Source organism: Amycolatopsis sp. NBC_01307 (assembly GCF_035975215.1).
Lineage (GTDB): Bacteria > Actinomycetota > Actinomycetes > Mycobacteriales > Pseudonocardiaceae > Amycolatopsis.
The window spans coordinates 6021110-6043147 of sequence record NZ_CP108403.1 but is presented as its reverse complement, the minus strand read 5'-3'; the positions used below and the strand labels follow the sequence as shown (position 1 = coordinate 6043147).

Here is a 22038-nt window from a genome sequence, read left to right as displayed (position 1 = left end):
TTCCGAACCGTCGCAAAACCGTTTCCCAGCGTAACGGCGGCGGTCCCGACGACCCCATCGCGACCATCTCCGGCCGAGGGTCGTGAGTGCGTAACAGTGTTAGAACACTGTTACGCACTCACGACCGGTGCTACTCGGACTGGCGGCGGCCGTTCTCGAGCGCCGTCGCCGCCGCCTTGGCCGGGAACAGGCGGCCGAGCGGGGGCTCGAAGCCGGCTTCCTCCAGGGCCGCCAGGAGCTGGCCGCGCAACGCCCGCTGGACCGCCCACTGCTTGCCCGGGCGGACCTTCACCGTCAGGCGCAGCTGGATGCCCTCCGGGGTGACGCTCTCCACCCCCAGCATCTCCGGCGGCTCGAGCACGTTCTCCCGCAGCAGCTCGCTCGACGTCGCCGTGGAGGCGGCCGCCATGAGCACCGTGGACGCGCGCTCGACGTCGGCCGAGTAGCCGAGCGGGACGTCGACGAGCGCGATCGCGAAACCCTGGCTGGAGTTGCCGACGCGCAGGACCTCGCCGTTGCGGACGTACCAGACCGTGCCCTTGACGTCGCGCAGCGTGGTGATCCGCAGGCCCACGGCCTCGACGGTGCCGGTCGCCTCGCCGATGTCGACGACGTCGCCGACGCCGTACTGGTCCTCGACCATCATGAAGATGCCGGACAGGAAGTCCTTGACGAGGTTCTGCGCGCCGAACCCGATCGCGACGCCGATGATGCCGGCCGAGGCGATGATCGGGCCCAGGTTGATGCCGAGCTCACCCAGCACGAGGATGAACGCGAGCCCGTAGATCAGGAACGTCGACGTCGACTTCAGCACCGAGCCGATGGTCTGCGCGCGCTGGCGGCGGCGTTCGATCACGGCCGAGCCGAGCACCTCGGGGGCGCGCTCACGCAGGGGGCGCAGCAGCGCCGGCAGCTTGCCGCCGGAGCGCGGCAGCCGCGTGACGCGGTTGATCATCCGCTTGATCAGCAGGCGCACCACGAACGCGATCAAGAGGATGAACAGGATCTTCAGCGGCTTGGTGAGGAGCCAGTTCGCCGAACCGGCCAGCCACGCGTTGTTCGTGACCTCGTACACCTGGGAACAGAAGGTGCTGGAGTCCTTGATGCATGGCGGGTCGGCGGTGAGCAAGGGGGACACGGGGGTTGATCATCCTTCCGATCTCGTCGGTTTCGCCAACTTCGAGTGGATGTTGGGTCGCGGGGATGTGACACGTCTTGTAACACACGTGCGCTGGGGGCCTGTTCTGTGGTCGACTATGCCTACGCCCCTGGAGGTGGTCGAGTGCCAGACCGACAACCCAGCCCCCGCGGCGTCTCCGGCCAAGCCATGGCCGAAGAGACGCCAGAGGTGGTCCTGCGCGCCTATCCGGGGGGAACCGCATCCGGCGGACCCGCCCCGGCCGGGCCGGGGAACCGCCCAGGGGGAACTACCCGCCCGCCCGGTCAGCGTAGTAGAGGCCGGGACCCGGCGGCCCCGTCCTGGGGCCGGCGCCGGGTGCTCCTGCTCAACGCGACCTTCGAGCCCCTGACCGCGCTGCCCCTGCGCCGCGCTGTGGTCCTGGTCATGTGCGGCAAGGCCGAAGTGGTGCACGGCGACCCCGGCGGCATCGAGCTCCACGCCGCGACGCTGTCTCTGCCGGTGCCCTCGGTGATCCGGCTCAGCACCTACGTGCGGGTGCCCTACCGCGCGAAGGTGCCGCTGACCAGGGCCGGGCTGATGCACCGCGACCGGTACCGCTGCGCCTACTGCGGGGGGCGGGCCGAGACGATCGACCACGTCCAGCCGCGCAGCCGTGGCGGACCCCACAGCTGGACGAACTGCGTCGCCTGCTGCGCCAAGTGCAACCACCGCAAAGCGGACCGGCTGCTCTCGGAGATCGGCTGGAAGCTGCGCGTCGTCCCGCGGGCCCCGCACGGCCCGCACTGGCGCCTGCTCGCGCACTCCAAGGAGGCCGACCCGCTCTGGCGGCCTTACTTGGGTTCGGCCGCCTAACCGGGCCCTGACATGCCGGCGCCCCGGCTGCCTTGCGGCGGCCGGGGCGAGCCGGGTGCTTGCGCGGTGCGTCCAGGAAGGCGAGCGCCCTGGTGAAAGGGCTCAGGCGGCGAGCGCGAACTCGCTCTGGCAGGTGACGCGCGTGCCCCGGGTGACACGGGTGCCGCGCGTGACTCGCGTGCCGCAGGTGACGCGCGTGCCGGCCGTGACCCGTGTGCCCATCGTGACCCGCGTGCCGCGGGTGACCCGGGTGCCCCGCGTCACCCGTGTGCCCGCTGTCACCCTGGTGCCCATCGTGACGCGCGTCCCCGCCGTGACCCGCGTGCCGCGGGTGACTCGTGTACCCCGGGTGACCCTGGTGCCCGCCGTCACACGCGTTCCGGCCACGAAGTCGATATCACTGGGTGACGAGGTGGTCTCGGTGATCGCCTGTGCGGGGGTGTGGACGCTGTTCATGGCAAGGCCTCCTGGGACCGGTGCGTGACCTGCTGGGGCTGGGGAGCGGGGCGCAAGGCCCGTACAGGTGAAAAAGCTACGAGGATTTCAAGGCAACGACAAGACGACAGCGGCGGGTGCGGCCGCCTGTACGTTGAGTTGCAACCTTTCGGCCCGACGGTCTTCGCCCCAACGTTCCAGTGCCCGCGCGCCAAGCGGCGGACGGCGCCTGCCTTACGACGAACGGTCGAGTGCGCCGCGCGCGGTGGTCGCGGAGGTCATCCGATACGCTCAGCGCCGTGAACGTTGTCGAGACGATCGTGGTCTTCGCCGTGATCCCGCTGGCCATCTACGGCTTCGCCGGGCTGCTGACGCTCCGGCGCAAGTCCGGTGGCGCCCCGCGGCACCGGCCGGGCCAGGCTTGGGAGTACCCGGCCATGTGGTGGAGCGCCAACCCCGACGGGGTCGGTGAAGGGCACGCGCACGCGGGTGCCGGGAACAGCGTGGTCGCCGCAGGCGCCACTACCGCGGCAGGGGGCGCTCGTGGCAACTGGTGAGCTGACGAAGCGCGTCGACGAGTCCGAACTGGGCTACGGCGAAGCGCTGACGTCCAGCGGCCGCGTGTCGGCCGCCAAGATGTACGAGCCCGCCGCGCCGGCCGGCCCGTTCACCACCCGCCAGCTGGCCCGCCTGGACGAGGCGCTGACGTTCGCGAGCCGGGAGACCGGCCTGGACTTCAGCCTGTACCTCGGCGAGCTGGGCGGCCAGGACAGCCGCGCGACGGCGGAGCGGCTGCACGCCACCACGGCGAACCCGGCCAACTCGGTCCTGATCGCGGTCTCGCCCGGCGAGCGGCTGATCGAGATCGTCACGGGCAAGACGGCCTTCAGCCGCCTGCCCGACCGCGGCGCCAAGCTGGCGATCGCGAGCATGGTGGCGTCGTTCAAGGAGGGTGACCTGGTCCGCGGCCTGGTCAACGGCCTCGCGAACGCGCTTCGCATGTTGTCCGACCAGGCGGGCCCCGCGCCCCGCTGACTCCAGACGTACGAAAGGGCCCCGCACCACCCGGTGCGGGGCCCTTTCACGTGTGGCGAAGAGCCGTGAAGGCCTCCTTACCGGCTCTTAAGGCCGGTAAGGAGGCCTTCACGGCTTTCAGACCTGGGCGTCGAAGTCGCGGGCCGCCAGGGCCCGGACGATGCCCGCGCGGCCTTCCGAGACCAGCCGGCGCAGGGCCTGCGAGTGCTCGGTCTCCAGCCACTTGTCGGACGCCTTCACCGTCGCCGGCTCCACGGCCCACGACGGGTACAGCCCGATCGCGATCGGCTGCGCGCGCTCGCTGGAGCGCCGCTGCCACACCTCGTCGATCACCTCGAAGTACTTCCCGACGTACGCGCCGAGCAGCGCCTTCTGCCCCGGGTGCGAGAAGCCCGAGATGAGCGAGTCGCTGACGGCGTTGGTCAGCTCGTCGTCGTGGACCGCGCGCTCCCACGCGTCGGCCTTCGCCTCGGCCGCCGGACGCAGCGCGCGGCCGCGTTCGGCCTGGCGGCGCCCGGTCGCGGTGTTGTCGCGGGCCAGCTCGGCGTCGAGCTCCGCGGTGCCCGCCTTGTCGTGCGCGACCAGCGCGTGCAGCAGGCGCCAGCGCAGGTCGGTGTCGACGCTGAGGCCCTCCAGCGGGGCCGAGCCGTCGAGCCAGCCGGCGAGCACCGCGAGGGTCGCCTCGTCGAGCACCGAACCGGCCAGCGAGTTCACGAACGCCAGCTGGTGGTCCGAGCCCGGCTCGGCGCCGCGGACCAGCTCCAGCAGCCGGCCGGTGAACGCCGGCCAGCCGGTCTTGGCCGCCCAGCCCTGCTCGGCGTAGGAGTTCAGCGCGGTCTGGGCCTGCAGCAGCAGCCGCTGCACGACGCCGACCTCGCTCTCGGTGTGGATGCCGCGCTGCACCAGGGTGACGAAGTCGCGGGCCTTCAGCTCGGCCTCGCGGGTCATCTCCCAGGCCGCCGACCAGCACAGGGTGCGCGGCAGCGGCTCGGTGATGTCGGCGACGCGGTCGATCAGCGTGGTCAGCGACACCGGGTCGAGCCGCATCGTGCAGTAGGTCAGGTCGTCGTCGTTGACCAGCACGAGCTTGCCCGCGGCCTGCCCGACCAGGTCGGGCACCTCGGTGCGCTCGCCGTCGACGTCGAGCTCGACGCGGTGGGTGCGGACGATCTTGCCGTTGCCGTCCTCGTCGTAGATGCCCACGGCGACGCGGTGCGTGCGCAGCTCGCCGGCGCCCGGCTTGGCGCCGGACTGCACGACGGCGAACGAGGCGAACGTGCCGTCCGCGCCGATCTCGTAGCGCGGGCTCAGCGAGTTCAGGCCGGTGGTCTCCAGCCACTGCGCGCTCCACCACGACAGGTCGCGCCCGGACGCCTCTTCCAGCGCGCCGAGCAGGTCGGCCAGCGTGGCGTTGCCCCAGGCGTGCTTGCCGAAGTAGACCTTCAGGCCGTCGAGGAAGTGCTCCAGCCCGACGTAGGCGACGAGCTGCTTGAGCACGCTCGCGCCCTTGGCGTAGGTGATGCCGTCGAAGTTCACCTCGACCGCGTGCAGGTCGACGATGTCGGCGGCGATCGGGTGCGTCGAGGGCAGCTGGTCCTGGCGGTAGGCCCAGGACTTCTCGATGTTCGCGAAGCTCGTCCACGCATTCTTGTACTCGGTGGCCTCGGCCTGGGCGAGCACGCTGGCGAAGGTCGCGAACGACTCGTTCAGCCACAGGTCGTCCCACCAGCGCATGGTGACGAGGTCGCCGAACCACATGTGCGCCATCTCGTGCAGCAGCGTCTCGGCGCGCCGCTCGTAGGCGTAGCGGGTGACGCGGCTGCGGAAGACGTAGTCCTCGAGGAAGGTGACGGCGCCGGCGTTCTCCATCGCGCCCGCGTTGAACTCCGGCACGAACAGCTGGTCGTACTTGGAGAACGGGTACGGCGTGCCGAACTTGTCGTGGTAGAAGCCGAAGCCCTGCTTGGTCTCGGTGAACAGGCGCTCGGCGTCCATGTGCTCGGCCAGCGACGCGCGGCAGTAGATGCCGAGCGGGATCGTCTTGTGGGCGTCGGTGTACTCGTCGCGCCACTCGGCGTACGGCCCGGCGATCAGCGCGACCAGGTAGGTCGAGAGCCGCTCGGACTCCTTGAAGACGGTCCGGACGGCGCCTTCCGGCGTCTCCTCGGCCGACTCGGCGAGCGTGTTGGAGACGACCTTCCAGTCCTTCGGCGTCACCACGGTGAGCCGGTAGACCGACTTCAGGTCGGGCTGGTCGAAGCAGGCGAACATCCGCTTGGCGTCGGCCGTCTCGAACTGGGTGTACAGGTAGACGCCGTCGTCGACCGGGTCGACGAACCGGTGCAGGCCCTCACCGGTGTTCATGTACCGGCAGTCGGCGGTGACCGTGAGCTCGTTCGTCTCGGCCAGGTCCGCCAGCGCGATGCCCCGGTCTTCGACATAGGCGCTGATGTCGACGTCCGCGCCGTTCAGCGTGGCGGAGTGCACGCGATCGGCGACGAGGTCGACCCAGGTCTGTTCGCCGGCCTTGGCGCTCGCGAACCGGACGGTCGTCTTCGACGCGAAGGTCTTCTCCCCGGGTCCGCCGTGGCCGTCGGTCAGATCGAGCTCGATGTCGTAGCCGGTGACGTCGAGCAGATCCGCGCGCAGCTTGGCGAGATCACGGGTCAGGTTGGGGGCGGGCACAGGCACCTCTGGTCGTGGGATCGGTTTTCAGGCTCCCCGCATCCAATCATGGGTCCGGGGTGCCGGGCGATGAGGGAACAAGCGTGCGCTCCCCGGTGTTGGCCCGCAGTGTGGGGCCTGCCCACACGCCGACGTCGCCTTCACGTGCACAGGAGTACCCGATGACCACTGCCGAGCAGCCCACGAAGGTCGATTTCTACTTCGACCCGATCTGCCCGTTCGCCTGGATCACCTCGCGCTGGATCCTCGAGGTGGAGAAGCACCGCAACCTGGACCTGACCTTCCGCGTGATGAGCCTCTCCTACCTGAACTCGGGCCGGGACGAGCTGCCGCAGGAGTACAAGGACCTGCTGGCGAAGGGCTGGGGCCCGGTGCGCGTGGCCGTGGCGCTGGCGGAGCTCAAGGGCGAAGAGGTGCTGCGCGACTACTACACCGAGTTCGGCACCCGCTTCCACAACCAGGGCAACAAGGACCGCGACGTGGTCATCAAGGAAGCCCTGGCCGCGATCGGCGCGCCGTCCGAGCTGTACGACGCCGCGGACTCCACGGAGTACGACGACGCGCTGAAGAAGAGCCACCACGAGGGCATGGACCCGGTCGGCATGGACGTCGGCACCCCGACGATCCACATCGACGGCGTGGCGTTCTTCGGCCCGGTCCTCAGCTCGATCCCGCGCGGCGACGCCGCGCTGAAGATCTTCGACGGCGCGGTCGCGCTGGCGAGCTACCCGGACTTCTTCGAGCTCAAGCGCACCCGCACGGGCGACCTGAACTTCGACTAAAGCGTCTTGAGGGCGGCCGAGGTGACGTCGGCGGGGTAGCGGGACGCCGCCACCGCCGCCGCCTCGGTCGACTCGCCCCGGCCGACCGCCGCCTTCAGGGCGATCAGCTCGTGCAGGCCGTGGCGGTGGTAGCGGACGAAGTCGGCGTCGACCGGGTCGCCGTGGCCGGGGACGACGACCCGCGGTTCCAGCGCGAGCAGCGTGTCGAGGGTGTCCGGCCACGCCGTCAGGTCCGAGTCGGCGCCGAACGAGAACGCGCTGAAGCCGTGTTCGGCGTTCTCGACGATGTCGCCGGCGAAGACCACTTCCGCGTCCGGCACGTGCACGATGACGTCGTGGTCGGTGTGGGCGCGCCCGGGGTGCAGCAGCACCGCCGTCCGGCCGCCCAGGTCGAGCTCGGTCCGGTCGCTGAACAGGTGGTCGGGCACGACGAACGTCGTCCGCGCGATGGCGTTGGCGATCGCCGCCTTGCCCTCCTCGCGGTAGTAGGCCATCCACTTCTCCCGCGCGCCCTCGGCGTACTCGGTCAGCTCGGCGCGGCAGCCCTCGTGCGCCCAGACCGCGCACGGCAGGAACCGCTCGGTGCCCCAGGTGTGGTCGAAGTGCGCGTGGGTGAACGCGACCGCCCACGGCAGCGCCGTCAGCTGGCGCACGGCCGCCGCCAGCTCGGCGCCCTGGTCCAGGTCGCCCCGGGTGTCGATGACCAGGCAGCGGTCGGCCCCGACGACCAGCCCGACGGTCAGGTCCAGCTCCTCGTACCGCCGCGCGTGCACGCCGTCGGCGACTTCGACCCAGCGACCGGTCATCGCAAGACTCCTTCGTGCAGGACGGGAGCGGCTTCGCTCACGTCGATCTGGGCGGCCAGCGCGACGTCGCCGCCGTGCCCGGCCTCGGTCAGCTCGCGCCCGGACACGCAGTCCGCGATCGCCGCGACGTCGACCGAGCGCGCGGCCAGCGCCGCTTCGGGGGACAGTGTGCGCCCGAACCGGGCCAGCGCGACGGCGATCGCGCCCGCGCCCACCTGGTCCTCGACGCACGGGCGCAGCGGCCCGAACGTGTCGCCGTGACCGAAGATGTTCACCCCCCAGCGTTCCCCGGCCGCGATGACCCCGATCGGGCCGCCCAGCTCGTGCGCCTTCGCGGCCACGGCGGAGGCGTTGCGCAGGCAGCCGGCCAGCACGTGGGCGCCGGTCGACGCGGCCGCGTCGCACAGGGTGGCGCCGTTCGGCGACGGCAGCGCGAGCAGCGTCCCGGGCGGGATGTCCGTCACCGACGACGGCCGCAGGGTGAACGTGCCCTCGCCGGCGATGACGGCGCCCGCGGCCCGCGCGAGCGCGACCCCGCGTTCGTCGCGCCACCGGACGGGCAGCACCCGGCCGCCGCGGCCGACCACGAGATCCGTGGTGGTGCTGAAGGAAAGCACGTCGACGACCACCAGCACGGCGCATTCCCGGGCGAGCGCGGCCACCCCTTCGGCGCCCCAGTCGAGCCTGACGTCGTGTCCCGACTGCTCCCAGATCCCCACCCCCGGAGCATGCCGGAAACCGGCCGTGATGGCAGACTCCCAGCCGTGCGTGTCTACTTGGGATCCGATCATGCCGGCTTCGAGCTGAAGAACCACCTGGTGGCTCACCTGGAGAAGCAGGGCCACGAGGTCACCGACATCGGCCCGCGGGTCTACGACGCGGCCGACGACTACCCGGCCTACTGCGTCGAGACGGCGCTGCGCGTCGTGGCCGACGAGGGCAGCCGCGGCATCGTCGTCGGCGGCTCCGGCAACGGCGAGCAGATCGCCGCGAACAAGGTGCCCGGCGCCCGCGCCGGCCTGGCCTGGAGCGTCGAGACGGCCAAGCTGTGCCGCGAGCACAACCACGCCCAGCTGATCGGCGTCGGCGCCCGGATGCACACCGCCGAGCAGGCCACCGAGATCGTCGAGGCCTTCCTCGCGACGGAGGTCTCGCCCGAGGAGCGGCACGCTCGCCGCGTGCAGCAGCTGCTGGACTACGAGCGCACCGGCACCCCGCCGGCCCTGCCGGAGGCCTGATGCCCGAGGGGCACACGCTCCACCGGCTGGCCCGGCTGCACAAGCGCCGCTACGCCGGTGCCCCGGTCGAGGTGAGCAGCCCGCAGGGCCGCTTCGCCGCCGAAGCGTCCCGTTTGGACGGTCAGGTGCTCGTCGGCGCCGAGGCGCACGGCAAGCACCTGTTCCACGACTACGGGCCGCACGGGATCGTCCACGTCCACCTCGGCCTGATCGGCATCTTCGGCGAGGGCGAACTGCCCGCGCCGCCGCCGGTGGGCCAGGTCCGGATGCGCCTGGTCGGCCGGACACAGTGGACGGACCTGCGCGGCCCCAACACGTGCGAGCTGCTGGACCCGGCCCAGGCCGACGCGATCAAGGCGCGCCTCGGGCCCGACCCGCTGCGCCGCGACGCGAAGCCGGAGAAGGCGTGGGCGCGGATCTCGAAGTCGAAGGTCTCGGTCGCCGCGTTGCTGATGGACCAGGCGGTGCTGGCCGGCGTCGGCAACGTCTACCGCGCCGAAGTCCTGTTCCGCCACGGCGTCGCGCCGCTGACGCCGGGCCGCGCGCTGGACCGCGCGCTGTGGGACGACATGTGGGCCGATCTGGTGACGTTGATGCGCGACGGCGTCCGCGTCGGCCGCATCGACACGGTCCGCCCGGAGCACCTCCCGGAGGCGATGGGCCGCGCCGCGCGCGTCGACCGCCACGGCGGCGAGGTGTACGTCTACCGCCGCGCGGGCGAGCCGTGCCTGGTGTGCGGGACGCCGGTGGAGACGTCGTCGCTGGTCGGGCGGAACCTGTACTGGTGCCCCACCTGCCAGCCGGCCTGACTCAGAGCCGCTTGCCGAAGGCCTTCGCAAACGTGTGCACGTCGCCCGGCCAGCGGGCCGAGACGTAGTTGCCGTCCTCGACGACGAACGCCGGACGCTCGTCGTCGAGGCGGTCGCGGGCCCGGCCGCTCGCCTTCACCCGGTCGGGCGTGTCCAGGAAGTCCGCCGGCCGCGCCAGCGCGCGGGTGACCTCCTGCTGCACCGACATGTACCCCTCGGGCTGCCCCGGTTCCTCGAGGTAGGTGCGGTAGTAGCCCGGGTCCCAGAACCGGGTCCGGCGCGCGAGCCGCCAGGCCGTCCGCTCCAATTGCCAGGTCAGCGCCGTCGTCGTGCGGCCGTGCAGCACCGAACGGCCGGTGGCCGGGTCGACGCTGCGCGCGGCCAGCAGGACACCGTGGCAGATCGCGCCGACCGGCAGGTCGCGGCGGAAGGCGTCGGCGACCACGCCCTGCAGCACGGGGCTTTCGAGGTACTCGCGCATGCCGCGGGCCCGGTGCCCGCCGGGCAGGAGCACGCCGTCGACGTCGTCGAGCTTGATGTCGTCCCAGCGGATCGGGGTGCGCCACGCGGGATCCGCGAGCAGCGCGCGGTGGGCGTCACGCGCGGCCGCGTCGGCGCGCAGCACGCGGCCGAGCGCGGTGAGCTTCTTCAAGCCCTGCACCCGGCTCCACAGGTCGAGGCCTTCGCCGGTGACCATCAGCTCGTCACAGGTGGCCTGCGTGCCGCCGGGTGTCGCGAAGACGACCGTGTGGTCCCGGCTCAGCACCGCCCGGCTGACGGCCACTTCGGACGGGTCCGAGTCCCGGGCCGGGACGGGGATCAGGACTGTCGCCACGGCATCCTCCCGAACGTCGTCCAGGAGGATGCCAGCCGGGCGTCAGAAGTCGAAACCGCCCCCGTCGAAGCCACCACCGTCAAAGCCGCCGCCGTCGAAACCGCCGCCGCCCCAGTCGCCGCCGCCGTCACCACCGCCGAAGTCGCCGCCGCCGTCACCGCCACCATCGCCGCCGTCACCGCCGCCGCCGTCACCGCCGCCGGAGTCGAGCGCGTCCTGCTGGCCGGCGTCGTAGCCCGATTCCCAGGCCCCGGCGCTGGCGATGCCGCCCATGCCGGAGAACATCGCGCTGAACAGGAACATCGACCCGAGACCCCAGGCGCCGGCGACGAGCGCGGGCTTCCACCACGGCTCGCTGTACCAGCCCTGCGGCACCGGCCGGCCGGCCACGCGACCGCCGGGGTAGTAGTACGGCGTGTCCTGGCCGGCGTCCGGGGAGGCGGCGTAGTGCTGGCCCTCGACGTCGACGTCGCGGCGCTCGGTCACCTTCCCGGCGCGCTCGCGCTCGGCCTCCTCCGGCAGCTGCGGGCCCGGGTCCATGCCCATCGCGACCCGCGCGGCGCGGACGTAGTAGAGGCCTTCGACGGCGGTGTCCTTGACCAGCCGGGCCTGCTCGATGGTGCGCGCCTGCTCCATCTGCGAGCCGGCCGCGTTGTAGCGCTCGCTCGCGTCGGCCATCGCCTGCTGCGACGCGGTGTCCGTGCCGTTGAGGTTGAGGACCTGGCCGCCGAGCCGCTCGACGAGGCGCCGGGCGTCGGCCTTGGCGTCGTCGAGTTCCCGCTGCCGGGCAGCGGCGCGCTGCCGCGAGAAATACAGGCCGCCACCGACGATCACGACGACGAGCACGATCAGGAAGATCGCGGTGCCCATGGACCACTCCCAGAAGCTCGGTGCCCGGTGACCGGAAGTCACCTTGTGATTCGGACAACGCGGACGTTGCGCGGAGGGTTCCCGGGTAGTGATCCGGCCCACCGTCAGGCCTGGCCGAAGAAACTAGAACACGTTATAGTTCCGCGGTATGAAGTTCACCCTGTCGATCGCGATGAACCCGCTTGATCAGCTGGGCGAGCTGGCCCGGGCCGCGGAAGAGGCCGGCTTCGCCGCCATCGCCCTGCCGGACTCGCTCTTCTACGCCGAGACGGTCTCCACAGACTATCCCTACACCCCCGACGGCAGCCGGTTCTGGACCGCCGAAACGCCCTGGGTGGACCCGCTGGTCGCGACCGCCGCCATGGGCGCGGTCACCAGCCGCATCGAGTTCTACACCTCCGTGCTGAAGCTCGGCTCGCGCAACCCGGTGCTGCTGGCGCGTCAGGTCGGCTCGGCGTCGGTGCTCACCGGTGGCCGGTTCGGGCTCGGCCTCGGCGTCGGCTGGCTGCCGCAGGAGTTCGAGTACTGCGGGGTGCCGTTCGAGCGGCGCGGCAAGCGCGTCGACGAGGCCATCGACGTGCTCCGGCTGATCCTCGACGGCGGCATGGTCGAGTACCACGGCGAGTTCTACGACTTCGACAAGCTGCAGATGAGCCCGGCACCGCCGTCGCGCGTGCCGTTCTACATCGGCGGCCACACCGACGTCGCGCTGCGGCGCGCGGCCCGCGTCGCCGACGGCTGGTCCTCGGCGATGATGAAGCTCGAGGAGCTGCGCCAGACCATCGCCCGGCTGAAGGAGCTGCTGGCCGAGCGCGGCCGCGCCGACGACCCGTTCGAGTACCAGGCCGTCTGCATCGACAAGTTCGGCCTCGACGGTTACCGCGAGCAGGGCGAGGCGGGTGTCACCGACATCATCACGATGCCGTGGGTGTTCGACGGCGTCGGCTTCGACGCCCCGGTCGAGCCGAAGCTGGAGTCGATCCGCAAGTTCGGGGCCGAGATCATCGACAAGTTCGAGGAGTGACGGCGATGGGCGTGCAGGTCAGCTGGGACACGGAGAAGGAGCAGCCGCCGGCGCGGCGCGCGGCCCTGGCGTCGATGACGGCGGTGACGGCGGGGGACAAGGACGCGTGGCTGGCGCTGTTCGCGGCCGACGGTGTCGTCGAGGACCCGGTCGGGCCGTCGATGTTCGACGAGACGGGCAAGGGCCACCACGGCCACGACGGCATCAGTGCCTTCTGGGACAAGACGATCGGCAACGTCGAGCGCTTCGAGTTCGTCATCCGCGACTCCCACGCGGCGGGCGCCGAGGTGGCGAACGTCGGCACGATCACGACGTACCTCCCGGGCGGCTACCGCGTCGACACGGACGGCGTGTTCGTCTACCGCGTCGGCGACGACGGCCTGATCACGTCGATGCGCGCGTTCTGGGAGACCGAACGCGCGATGGCCACGGCCCGGCAGATCACGGAGTAGCTTCTCCGGGACCCGCGCCGGCCCGGTGCGGGCCCCGGACCTGTCGCACCTCAGCGGCGGGACCGGCTGTCGTAGGCCTCCCTGGCCTCTTCGACCTTGCCGAGGTTGCCCGACCACTCCGAAAGGCTCGCGAACAGCGGCCCGAGGCTGCGGCCCAGCTCGCTGATCTCGTACTCCACCCGCGGCGGGACCTCGGCGTGGTAGGTCCGCACGACGAGGCCGTCGCGCTCCAGCTGCCGCAGCCGCTGGGTGAGCACCTTCGGCGTGATCGTGCCGATGCGGCGTTCCAGCTCGACGAACCGCTGCCGCCCGTATTCCTTCAGCGACCACAGGATCGGCGTCGTCCACCGGCTGAAGACGATGTCGACCACCGGTGCGATCGGGCAGGCCAGCTCGGGTGTGGTTCCGGTCACTTTCGGGGCCTCCAGCCATTACTTTCCTCTAGGTACCTACTATACGTCGGAATGTAGCGTCCTCCGCATGATCACAGTCATGGGAGCGACGGGGAACGTCGGACGGCCGCTGGTGCGAGCGCTGGCCGCGGCCGGTGAACAGGTGACGGCGGTGTCCCGCCGAGAGACGGCGGACGTGCCGGACGGCGTGCGCGTGATGCCCGTCGTCGAGTCCGCTTTGGACGGTGCCGAGGCGCTGTTCCTGATGGTGCCGGGCGGTTTCGCGCCCGTGGACGACGTGCTGGCCGCGGCGCGCGCGGCCGGCGTCGAGCGGGTGGTGCTGCTGTCGTCCCAGGGCGTCGCGACGGGCCGGCACCCGGCGGTGCTGGAGGACTCCGTCCGGGCCTCGGGTCTGAAGTGGACGATGCTGCGCCCGGGCGGGTTCGCGTCGAACGCCCTGCAGTGGGCGGAAAGCGTGCGGACGTCCCGGCAGGTGGTGGCGCCGTTCGGTGACGTCGCGTTGCCGGTGGTGGACCCGGAGGACATCGCCGCGGTGGCCGCTGCGGCCTTGCTGTCCGGACGTTCCGGCGACGTCTACGAGTTGACCGGCCCGGCGCCGATCACCCCTCGCGAGCAGGCGGCGGCGATCGGCGAGGCGTTGGGCGAGCCGGTGCGTTTCGTGCCGCGGACCCGCGAGGAGGCACGCGCGGCGATGCTCGGCTTCATGCCGCCGGAGGTCGCCGACGTGACGCTGGGCATCCTGGGCGCGCCGACCCCGCAGGAGCAGCGCGTCAGCCCGGACGTCTCGCGGGTGCTGGGCCGCCCACCGCGTCCGTTCACCGAGTGGGCCGCGCGCAACGCGGCGGCGTTCAAGTGACGGCACTGTCCTATCAGGACACGGGAACCGGCGCCCCACTGGTGTTCCTGCACGGCAACCCGACGTCGTCGTACCTGTGGCGTAACGTGACGCCGTCCCTGCTGGGCCGCCGTCTCGCGCCGGACCTGATCGGCATGGGCGCCTCGGCGCGCCCGGACATCGAGTACACGTTCGACGACCACGCCCGCTACCTGGACGCCTGGTTCGACGAACTGGCTCTGGACGATGTCGTCCTGATCGGCCACGACTGGGGCGGCGCCCTGGCCGCGGACTGGGCGTCGCGGCACCCGGGGCGTGTCCGCGGTCTGGCGTTCACCGAGGCGATCTTGAAGCCGATGACGTGGGAGGAGTTCCCGCCGGCGGGCGCGGAGGTGTTCCGGACGATCAAGACGTCGACGGATCTGTCGGGCTTCTTCACCGGACTCCCGCCGGAGTACCGGACCACGCACGACGTTCCGCTGCTGCGCTGGGCGCGTTCCCTGCCCCTGGGCGGCGAGCCGGCCTCGGTGGTGTCGCGCATCGAGGCGTTCGGCACCTGGCTGGCGGCGACGCCGGAGATCCCGAAGCTCCTGATCACGTTCGAACCGGGCCACGACACGATGCTGACACCGTCGATGATCGACTGGTGCCGGGACAACTTCGCGTCGCTGGAAGTGGTGCATCACCCCGTCGTCGCCGGTCACCACACGCCGGAAGAGCAGCCGGAGCTGGTCGCGGAGTCGTTGCGGGCGTGGCTGCCGGGCTAGCAGGTGCGATCCCGGGACGTGCCGTTCGGCGCGAACTCCAGCCGGACGTCGCCGGAGGCGGGCAGCAGGATCGCCGTGCCGTCCGCGCGGTTCCACTGCCGGGGGAGCAGCATCGACGTCCCGCCGGACTGCTGGACGAGCACGAGCCCGTCGTAGCGGAACCGGTACTGGGCGTCGGGCGCGCAGGGCGTCACCTTCACCCCGCGCGCCCGGAGGCCGAGGTCCTTGCCGCTGAACACGACGGTGTCGGCCATCGTCGGCAGGGCGACCTCGTACTCGTACGCGCGGCGTTCGCCGAGCGCGGCCGAGTAGTCCGTCACCGACCAGAACGCGCCGATGGTGACGAGCACGAAGGTGAAGGTCCACTGCACGACGGCCGCGGTCGGCGACCCGCGGCGGCCGGTGCGGGCCTGGTGCAGGCGGTCGGCGAGCGGGAAGAACAGGAACCCCACGGCGATGCACAACCCCGGCAGCCCGGCGAACCGGTAGAGCAGGGCGGGCTCGGCGAGGCCGGTCAGGCCCACGACGACCAGCACGATCCCGGCGACGGCGAGCACGGGCACGGCCCGCCGCAGCAGCGTCTGCCACGCCCGCGGCGACAGCCGGGCTTCGAGCAGGCGATTGGCCCAGAGGGTGGCGAGCCCGACGGCGGCGACGGCGGTGATCGGCACGGTCATCCCGTCGCTCGCGCGGATCAGGTAGTCGGCGACCGACAGCCCGAGCACCGAGTAGTGCACGCCGAACCACCCGTAGAACGCGTTGGCGTGCTGGGTACCGAAGTAGAACAGCAGCGCGGTCAGCACGGTGGTGGGCGCGAGAATGGAGCTGAAGACCTTCAAGGCCCGCGACGGCGCGTCACGCGTGACGCCGGATTCCCGCGGCCGCCCGGCCACGCGCCGCGCGGTCAAGCGGGATCGCAGAGGTTGTTGACGACCCAGGTCACGGTGCCGCCTTCGGCCAGCGGGTCGGGTATCTCGTTGCGGCCGACCCAGCAGTCCTCGTCCGCGTGCCCCAGGCTCGGCTCTTCGCGGAAGGCGTTGTGGACGCAGACGTCGTGCGCGGGACAGACCCGGCGGTAGAAGTCGTCGACGGAGAAGTTGGTGAAGGAGGTCCCGATCTGCTGTTCGAGACTGCGCCGGTCCGCGGAACCGAGCACCCACCGATCCGGCGGCTTGGGCGGCTCGGGCGGCTTCTCCGTGACGGCGGTGGTCGTGTCCGCGGCCTTACTCGATCTCGGAGTGGTCGTCAGCGGCGCGACGCTCCGGCTGGTCGTACCGCTGGAGCTGGTCAACCCCAGCGCGCTGGTGGCGGGCGCCTGCAGCGTGGACGCGGCGGAGGTCACGACACCGCTGCTGCTGCCGCCGGAGGCGGACGGCGCCGCCGGCTCCGGGACACGCCCACAGGCCACGACCAGAACGGCCGCGACAGCCAGCACGACACCGGCACGGGTCGGCCTGTTCATCGGACATCACCTCTCCGTGAGGGGAAGTCGCGAGAAAGCGAAGAAATACAACAAGATCGGCTCGAAAAAGCAACGTGATGAGCCGAATGCCCGAACGGTGGCGGGTATCCCTGCCTCCAGGCCTGCTCCGCCAGAACGATGCCAGCGCCGCTTGTCGTCCCACTGGATGGTCTGCTTCACCGCGGCCTTGCCGAGAGCGCGTGGTGACCTTGTCCCGGTGCACTCGACGCCGTAACAACGCTCGCGGACGAAACGACATGTCCCGCGTTCAGTCCGGAGACATACCTGGTGGCCGAAGTCGCGGCCGCGACTTCGGCCAAGGAAACGCCGGTGCGAAAGGTGTTCCGCATCGGGTACCGACGAGCGTTCCCGGAACTGGACGTCCCGGTCGGATGAAACCGGAATCAACCGATGAGATCGAAGGTGGCAGAGATGTGCGCGTGTGTGAAAGCCGGCCGAACGAAGTGCGCGTGGTGTAAGGAAGCCGAGAAGATGGGCCGCCCTCCGGCCCGCCACAGCTGCCAGTGGGGCAACTGCTCTTGAGGCAAGGTGGAACAGTCCCCGTCAACTACGGCAGAGGCAGGTTGTCCACAGTCGGCAAGGGCAGCGTGTGGTAAACCCGCCGGCCGCCGACGATGGCGCCGTTGGGGACCGAGGGAACTCGGCCCCCGACGGGTGCCACCCGGATCGCGCCAGTGGTCCGCGCGTCCCGAGGACACGCCACGCCAAGACCTGCTGGTCGGGATGACAGGATTTGAACCTGCGACCCTTCGCTCCCAAAGCGAATGCGCTACCAAGCTGCGCCACATCCCGGTCCCACCCCCAGGGGGGTGTGCGATCAGCCTAGCGGGTCACGCTAAGCTGACCTCGCACCCGGGTACCTCGGGGGCACGCGGGTGTAGCTCAATGGTAGAGCCCTAGTCTTCCAAACTAGCTACGCGGGTTCGATTCCCGTCACCCGCTCCAACGGCCGAGGCGGCGTCCGCCTCGAGCTTGGCGGCTATCACGTCCAGCAGTTTGTCCGTGTCCACCGGCTTGGTGATGTAGTCGTCCGCGCCGCTGGCCAGCGTCCTTGCCCGGTCCTCCGCGGTGGCCTTCGCGGTCACCGCGATCACCGGGAGGTCGGCGTTGGCCGCTTCCGCTCGGATGGCCGCGATCGTCGCGTTGCCGTCCAGTTCCGGCATCATCACGTCCATCAGGACCAGGGCCGTGTCCTCGTTGCGCTCCAGGGCTCGGATGCCGTCGACGCCCGTTTCGGCGTAGACGACCTCCAGGCCCGCCTGCTCCAGGACCGCGGCCAGGGCGAAGACGTTCCTCAAATCGTCGTCGACGATCAGGACTTTTTCGCCCTGGAAGCGCTTCGGGGCGATGTCGGGGGCGGCCACCAGGACCGTGCTCGGGACCGGGGGCAGCCTGGGTGACGACAGCGCCGTCACGGCCGGGTCGACCAGGTTCGACGCCGCCACCGGGAGGTACAGGGTGAACGTCGAACCCTTGCCCGGCTCGCTGACCACGCGCAGCTCACCGCCGAGCAGTTCCGTGAGCTGCTGGCTGATGTTGAGGCCCAGGCCGGTGCCGCCGTACTTGCGGCTCGTGGTGCCGTCCGCCTGGCGGAACGCCTCGAAGATCACCGCCAGCTTCTCCTCGGGGATGCCGATGCCGGTGTCCTCGACGGCGAACGCGATGATGCCCGGCGCGTTCCGCAGCGCCTCCTGCTCGACCTCCGCCGGGTCGGCCGCGCGAATGTGCAGGCGGACGCTGCCCTCGTCGGTGAACTTGGCCGCGTTCGAGAGCAGGTTGCGCAGGATCTGCTGGAGCCGGTGCTCGTCGGTGTGGACGCTGCCCGGCACCGGCGGGTCGATGTGGACGGCGAACTCCAGGCCCTTGTCGGCCGTGAGCGGCCGGCACAGCGACTCGACGTAGTCCACCAGCTCCGGCAGCGTGATGTCCGACATCTGCATGTCGAGCCGGCCGGCCTCGACCTTGGCCAGGTCGAGGATGTCGTTGATCAGCTGCTGCAGGTCGGAGCCCGCCGCGTAAATGGTCCTGGCGAACTGGATCTGCTTCTCGGTGAGGTTGCCCTCGGGGTTCTCCGACAGCAGCTTCGCCAGGATCAACGCGCTGTTCAACGGCGTCCGCAGCTCGTGCGACATGTTCGCCATGAACTCGGTCTTGTACTGCGACGCGACCGTCAGCTGCCCGGCGCGTTCCTCCAGCTCCTGGCGGGCCTGCTCGATCTCGCTGTTCTTGACCTCGATGTCGCGGTTCTGCTGGGCGAGCAGCGCGGCCTTCTCGGCCAGCTCGGTGTTGGACCGCCGCAGCTCGCCCTGCTGGGCCTGCAGCTGCTCGGACCGGGCCCGCAGCTCCTGCGCCAGCCGCTGCGACTCGGTGAGCAGCGCCTCGGTGCGGGAGTTCGACAGGATCGTGTTGACGTTGACGCCGATCGTGTGCCGCAGCTGCTCCAGCAGGTCCTGGTGGACGGTGCTGAACTCGTTGACCGAGGCCAGCTCCAGCACCCCGAGCACCTCGCCCTGGAACAGCACCGGCAGCACGATCAGGTTGACCGGCGACGCCGAGCCGAGCCCGGACGACACCAGCGCGTACTCCGGCGGCGCGTTGTGGACCAGGATAGTGCGGTGGTCGACGGCGGCCTGGCCGATCAGCGACTCGCCGATCGCGAACCGCAGGCCGGCGCGGGACTGGGCGAGACCGTAGGCGGCGATGCACTCCAGCACCGTGCCGTCGCGGTCGTCGTCGCGGGCCAGGAAGAACGCGCCCTGCTGGGCGCGCACCAGCGGCGCCAGCTCGGACAGGATGAGCGCGCCGACCGACGCGAGGTCGCGGTGCCCCTGCATCCGGCCGGACAGCTGGGCGAGGTTCGTCTTCAGCCAGTCCTGCTCGGTGTTGGTCCGCGTCGTCTCCTTGAGGTTCGCGATCATCTGGTTGATGTTGTCCTTGAGGTCGGCGACCTCCCCGGACGCGTCGACCGTGATGTGCCGGGTCAGGTCGCCCGCCGTCACCGCGGTGGCGACCTGCGCGATCGCGCGGACCTGCGTGGTCAGGTTCCCGGCCAGCTGGTTCACGCTCTCGGTGAGCCGCTGCCAGGTTCCGGACACGCCGTCGACCTCGGCCTGGCCGCCCAGCTGGCCCTCGGTGCCGACCTCGCGCGCGACGCGCGTCACCTCGGAGGCGAACGCCGAGAGCTGGTCGACCATCGTGTTCATGGTCGTCTTCAGCTCGAGGATCTCGCCGCGGGCGTCGACGTCGATCTTCTTCGTCAGGTCGCCCCGCGCGACGGCGGTGGTGACCTGCGAGATGTTCCGCACCTGGCTGGTCAGGTTGTGGGCCATGAAGTTGACGTTCTCGGTCAGGTCCTTCCAGGTCCCGGCCACGCCGGGGACCCGCGCCTGGCCGCCGAGGATGCCTTCGGTGCCGACTTCGCGCGAGACGCGCGTGACCTCGTCGGCGAACGCGCGGAGCGTCTCGACCATGCCGTTGAGCGTCTCGGCCAGCGCCGCGACCTCGCCCTGGGCGACGATCGAGATCTTCTTCGACAGGTCGCCGTTGGCCACGCCGGTCGCCACCGTGGCGATGCTGCGCACCTGGTCGGTCAGGTTGGTGGCCATGACGTTGACGTTGTCGGTGAGGTCCTTCCACGTGCCCGCGACGCCGCGGACCGTCGCCTGGCCGCCGAGCTTGCCCTCGGTGCCGACCTCGCGTGCGACGCGGGTGACCTCGTCGGCGAACGCGGAGAGCTGGTCGACCATCGTGTTCAGCGTCGTCTTCAGTTCGAGGATCTCGCCGCGCGCGTCGACCGAGATCTTCTGGGTCAGGTCGCCCTTCGCGACGGCCGACGTCACGGTGGCGATGTTGCGGACCTGGTCGGTCAGGTTGTTCGCCATGAAGTTGACGTTGTCGGTGAGGTCCTTCCAGGTGCCGGCGACGCCGGGCACGGTGGCCTGGCCGCCGAGCTTGCCCTCGGTGCCGACTTCGCGCGCGACGCGGGTGACTTCGTCCGCGAACGCCGAGAGCTGGTCGACCATCGTGTTGAGCGTGGTCTTGAGTTCCAGGATCTCGCCCCGGGCGTCGACCGCGATCTTCTGCGTCAGGTCGCCGCGCGCGACGGCCGTCGCGACCTGGGCGATGTTGCGGACCTGGGTGGTCAGGTTGTTCGCCATGAAGTTCACCGAGCCGGTGAGGTCGCGCCAGGTGCCGGCGACGCCGGGGACCTGCGCCTGCCCGCCCAGCTGGCCCTCGGTGCCCACCTCGCGGGCCACCCGGGTGACTTCGTCGGCGAAGGCGGAGAGCTGGTCCACCATGGTGTTCATGGTCGTCTTGAGCTCGAGGATCTCGCCCCGGGCGTCGACGGTGATCTTCTGCGTCAGGTCGCCCTTCGCCACGGCCGTGGTCACGTGGGAGATGTTGCGGACCTGGTCGGTCAGGTTGTCGGCCATGCCGTTGACCGAGTCGGTGAGGCTGCGCCACGTCCCGGCCGCGCCGGCCACCTCGGCCTGCCCGCCGAGCTTGCCCTCGCTGCCGACCTCGCGCGCGACGCGGGTGACCTCCCCGGCGAACGCGGAGAGCTGGTCGACCATCGTGTTGAGCGTGTTCTTCAGCTGCAGGATCTCGCCGCGGGCGTCCACGTCGATCTTCTTCGTCAGGTCGCCGGTGGCCACCGCGGTCGCCACCTGGGAGATCCCGCGGACCTGGTCGGTCAGGTTGTCGGCCATCAGGTTGACCGAGTCGGTGAGGTCGCGCCACGTCCCGGCGACGCCCGGCACCTGGGCCTGGCCGCCGAGCTTGCCGTCGGAGCCGACCTCGCGGGAGACGCGGGTGACCTCGTCGGCGAAGGAGGAGAGCTGGTCGACCATCGTGTTGATGGTGTTCTTGAGCTCCAGGATCTCGCCGCGGGCGTCGACGTTGATCTTCTGGGTCAGGTCGCCGCGCGCGACGGCCGTGGTGACCTGCGCGATGTTGCGGACCTGCTCGGTGAGGTTGTCGGCCATGAAGTTGACGGAGTCGGTGAGGTCGCGCCAGGTCCCGGACACGCCCGGCACGACCGCCTGGCCGCCGAGGCGGCCCTCACCCGCGATCTCGCGGGAGAGCCGCGTCACCTCGACGGCGAAGCGCGTCAGCTGCGCGATGAGGCCGTTGACCGTCTTCGCCAGGGTCGCGTACGCGCCCTGCAGCGGGCGGCCGTCGAGGGTGAGGGTCATCGGCTGGGAGAGGTCGCCGTCGGCGACGCCGCCGAGCACGCGCTCCAGCTCGATGGCCGGACGCGTGAGGTCCTCGACGAGGCCGTTGACGGCGTCGACGGCGGTGTTCCAGCCGCCGGGGCCGACCTCGGTCTCGAGCCGTTCGAGCAGTCTGCCTTCCTGGCCGACCGCCGTGCGCACCCGCAGCAGCTCGCTCACGAGCCGCTGGTTGCGCTCGGCGATGTCGTTGAAGGCGACGGCGAGCTGCGCCGAGACGCCGTCGCCGTGCGGCACGAGCCGCCGCCGGAAGTTGCCGTCCCCGAGATCCCGCACCGCCACGAGCAGCCGCTCCAGCGCCGCCGCTTCGCCCTGGGATTCCGTTGTCATGTGTGCCGACCCTCT

At 70.9% G+C, this 22038-nt stretch carries 21 protein-coding genes and 2 tRNA genes; 11 read left to right on the top strand and 12 right to left on the bottom strand.

The features are described 5' to 3' along the window. Window positions 1–130: 130 nt before the first annotated feature. Entirely contained in the window at window positions 131–1138 is a 1008-nt protein-coding gene (locus OG439_RS25935) for a mechanosensitive ion channel family protein (RefSeq protein WP_326943445.1), read from the bottom strand. A gap of 357 nt (window positions 1139–1495) precedes the next feature. On the opposite strand from OG439_RS25935, the gene OG439_RS25930 reads away from it, so the two are divergent. Then, window positions 1496–1993 (top strand): HNH endonuclease, encoded by a 498-nt coding sequence (locus tag OG439_RS25930; RefSeq protein ID WP_326943444.1) that lies wholly within the window; start codon window positions 1496–1498, stop codon window positions 1991–1993. A 102-nt stretch (window positions 1994–2095) separates the two neighbouring features. Here OG439_RS25930 and OG439_RS25925 read toward each other — a convergent pair whose 3' ends face one another. Beyond that, the gene (locus OG439_RS25925; protein WP_326943443.1) at window positions 2096–2449 is read right to left on the bottom strand and encodes a hypothetical protein; all 354 of its coding nucleotides are present in this window, start codon (window positions 2447–2449) and stop codon (window positions 2096–2098) included. A gap of 278 nt (window positions 2450–2727) precedes the next feature. Here OG439_RS25925 and ctaJ point away from each other — a divergent pair, with 278 nt between their 5' ends. Together ctaJ and OG439_RS25915 are read left to right on the top strand one after the other, a co-directional pair. Then, entirely contained in the window at window positions 2728–2985 is a 258-nt protein-coding gene (gene ctaJ, locus OG439_RS25920) for an aa3-type cytochrome oxidase subunit CtaJ (protein ID WP_326943442.1), read from the top strand. Next, window positions 2972–3463, top strand: coding sequence for a DUF5130 family protein (locus tag OG439_RS25915; protein WP_326943441.1), 492 nt, complete (start codon window positions 2972–2974; stop codon window positions 3461–3463). Before ctaJ ends, OG439_RS25915 begins: the two co-directional genes overlap by 14 nt. A gap of 117 nt (window positions 3464–3580) precedes the next feature. Here the strand turns inward: OG439_RS25915 and pepN are convergent, their stop codons facing one another. Then, complete coding sequence (gene pepN, locus OG439_RS25910) at window positions 3581–6148, bottom strand: aminopeptidase N (protein WP_326943440.1); 2568 nt, start codon at window positions 6146–6148, stop codon at window positions 3581–3583. Window positions 6149–6309: 161 nt separating this feature from the next. Between pepN and OG439_RS25905 the strand changes: the two genes are divergently transcribed. Next, window positions 6310–6930: a mycothiol-dependent nitroreductase Rv2466c family protein gene (locus OG439_RS25905; RefSeq protein ID WP_326943439.1), complete on the top strand. Its 621-nt coding sequence runs from the start codon at window positions 6310–6312 to the stop codon at window positions 6928–6930. Here the strand turns inward: OG439_RS25905 and OG439_RS25900 are convergent. Both OG439_RS25900 and OG439_RS25895 read right to left on the bottom strand, forming a co-directional pair. Next, window positions 6927–7736, bottom strand: coding sequence for an MBL fold metallo-hydrolase (locus OG439_RS25900; RefSeq protein WP_326943438.1), 810 nt, complete (start codon window positions 7734–7736; stop codon window positions 6927–6929). The two genes, OG439_RS25905 and OG439_RS25900, sit on opposite strands and share 4 nt — an antisense overlap. Continuing rightward, window positions 7733–8455 carry a 2-phosphosulfolactate phosphatase gene (locus OG439_RS25895; RefSeq protein ID WP_442792220.1) on the bottom strand — a complete coding sequence of 241 codons (723 nt, stop codon included), beginning with the start codon at window positions 8453–8455 and terminating at the stop codon, window positions 7733–7735. Before OG439_RS25895 ends, OG439_RS25900 begins: the two co-directional genes overlap by 4 nt. A 45-nt stretch (window positions 8456–8500) precedes the next feature. Between OG439_RS25895 and OG439_RS25890 the strand changes: the two genes are divergently transcribed. Together OG439_RS25890 and OG439_RS25885 are read left to right on the top strand one after the other, a co-directional pair. After that, entirely contained in the window at window positions 8501–8974 is a 474-nt protein-coding gene (locus tag OG439_RS25890) for a ribose-5-phosphate isomerase (RefSeq protein ID WP_247055431.1), read from the top strand. Next, a complete protein-coding gene (locus OG439_RS25885; protein ID WP_326943437.1) occupies window positions 8974–9783 on the top strand; it encodes an Fpg/Nei family DNA glycosylase in 810 nt (269 codons plus the stop codon). Before OG439_RS25890 ends, OG439_RS25885 begins: the two co-directional genes overlap by 1 nt. Window position 9784: 1 nt before the next feature. Here OG439_RS25885 and OG439_RS25880 read toward each other — a convergent pair whose 3' ends face one another. Both OG439_RS25880 and OG439_RS25875 read right to left on the bottom strand, forming a co-directional pair. Continuing rightward, window positions 9785–10618, bottom strand: a complete 834-nt coding sequence (locus OG439_RS25880) for a DJ-1/PfpI family protein (protein ID WP_326943436.1) — start codon at window positions 10616–10618, stop codon at window positions 9785–9787. A gap of 42 nt (window positions 10619–10660) precedes the next feature. Continuing rightward, window positions 10661–11488 carry a hypothetical protein gene (locus tag OG439_RS25875; protein WP_326943435.1) on the bottom strand — a complete coding sequence of 276 codons (828 nt, stop codon included), beginning with the start codon at window positions 11486–11488 and terminating at the stop codon, window positions 10661–10663. Between the two features lie 148 nt (window positions 11489–11636). On the opposite strand from OG439_RS25875, the gene OG439_RS25870 reads away from it, so the two are divergent. Next, the gene (locus OG439_RS25870) at window positions 11637–12512 is read left to right on the top strand and encodes a TIGR03619 family F420-dependent LLM class oxidoreductase (RefSeq protein ID WP_326943434.1); all 876 of its coding nucleotides are present in this window, start codon (window positions 11637–11639) and stop codon (window positions 12510–12512) included. A 5-nt stretch (window positions 12513–12517) separates the two neighbouring features. Next, window positions 12518–12964, top strand: a complete 447-nt coding sequence (locus OG439_RS25865; RefSeq protein WP_326943433.1) for a nuclear transport factor 2 family protein — start codon at window positions 12518–12520, stop codon at window positions 12962–12964. Between the two features lie 50 nt (window positions 12965–13014). Here OG439_RS25865 and OG439_RS25860 read toward each other — a convergent pair whose 3' ends face one another. Then, window positions 13015–13377 (bottom strand): winged helix-turn-helix transcriptional regulator, encoded by a 363-nt coding sequence (locus tag OG439_RS25860; RefSeq protein WP_326943432.1) that lies wholly within the window; start codon window positions 13375–13377, stop codon window positions 13015–13017. A 67-nt stretch (window positions 13378–13444) separates the two neighbouring features. Between OG439_RS25860 and OG439_RS25855 the strand changes: the two genes are divergently transcribed. Together OG439_RS25855 and OG439_RS25850 are read left to right on the top strand one after the other, a co-directional pair. After that, window positions 13445–14233 (top strand): NAD(P)H-binding protein, encoded by a 789-nt coding sequence (locus OG439_RS25855; RefSeq protein WP_326943431.1) that lies wholly within the window; start codon window positions 13445–13447, stop codon window positions 14231–14233. Beyond that, on the top strand, window positions 14230–14979 hold the full coding sequence (locus tag OG439_RS25850; RefSeq protein WP_326943430.1) for an alpha/beta fold hydrolase: 750 nt from the start codon (window positions 14230–14232) through the stop codon (window positions 14977–14979). Before OG439_RS25855 ends, OG439_RS25850 begins: the two co-directional genes overlap by 4 nt. Here the strand turns inward: OG439_RS25850 and OG439_RS25845 are convergent. The 3 genes from OG439_RS25845 to OG439_RS25835 form a co-directional block, all read right to left on the bottom strand. Then, window positions 14976–15887, bottom strand: coding sequence for a hypothetical protein (locus tag OG439_RS25845; protein WP_326943429.1), 912 nt, complete (start codon window positions 15885–15887; stop codon window positions 14976–14978). The genes OG439_RS25850 and OG439_RS25845 overlap by 4 nt on opposite strands. Next, entirely contained in the window at window positions 15884–16441 is a 558-nt protein-coding gene (locus OG439_RS25840; protein ID WP_326943428.1) for a hypothetical protein, read from the bottom strand. The genes OG439_RS25845 and OG439_RS25840 overlap by 4 nt, the downstream gene beginning before the upstream one ends. 736 nt (window positions 16442–17177) lie before the next feature. After that, window positions 17178–17254, bottom strand: a tRNA-Pro gene (locus OG439_RS25835). A gap of 79 nt (window positions 17255–17333) precedes the next feature. Here OG439_RS25835 and OG439_RS25830 point away from each other — a divergent pair. Next, window positions 17334–17407: transfer RNA gene (locus tag OG439_RS25830), tRNA-Gly, on the top strand. Here OG439_RS25830 and OG439_RS25825 read toward each other — a convergent pair. Next, the gene (locus OG439_RS25825; RefSeq protein ID WP_326951617.1) at window positions 17359–22023 is read right to left on the bottom strand and encodes a HAMP domain-containing protein; all 4665 of its coding nucleotides are present in this window, start codon (window positions 22021–22023) and stop codon (window positions 17359–17361) included. The genes OG439_RS25830 and OG439_RS25825 overlap by 49 nt on opposite strands. Window positions 22024–22038 lie beyond the last annotated feature (15 nt).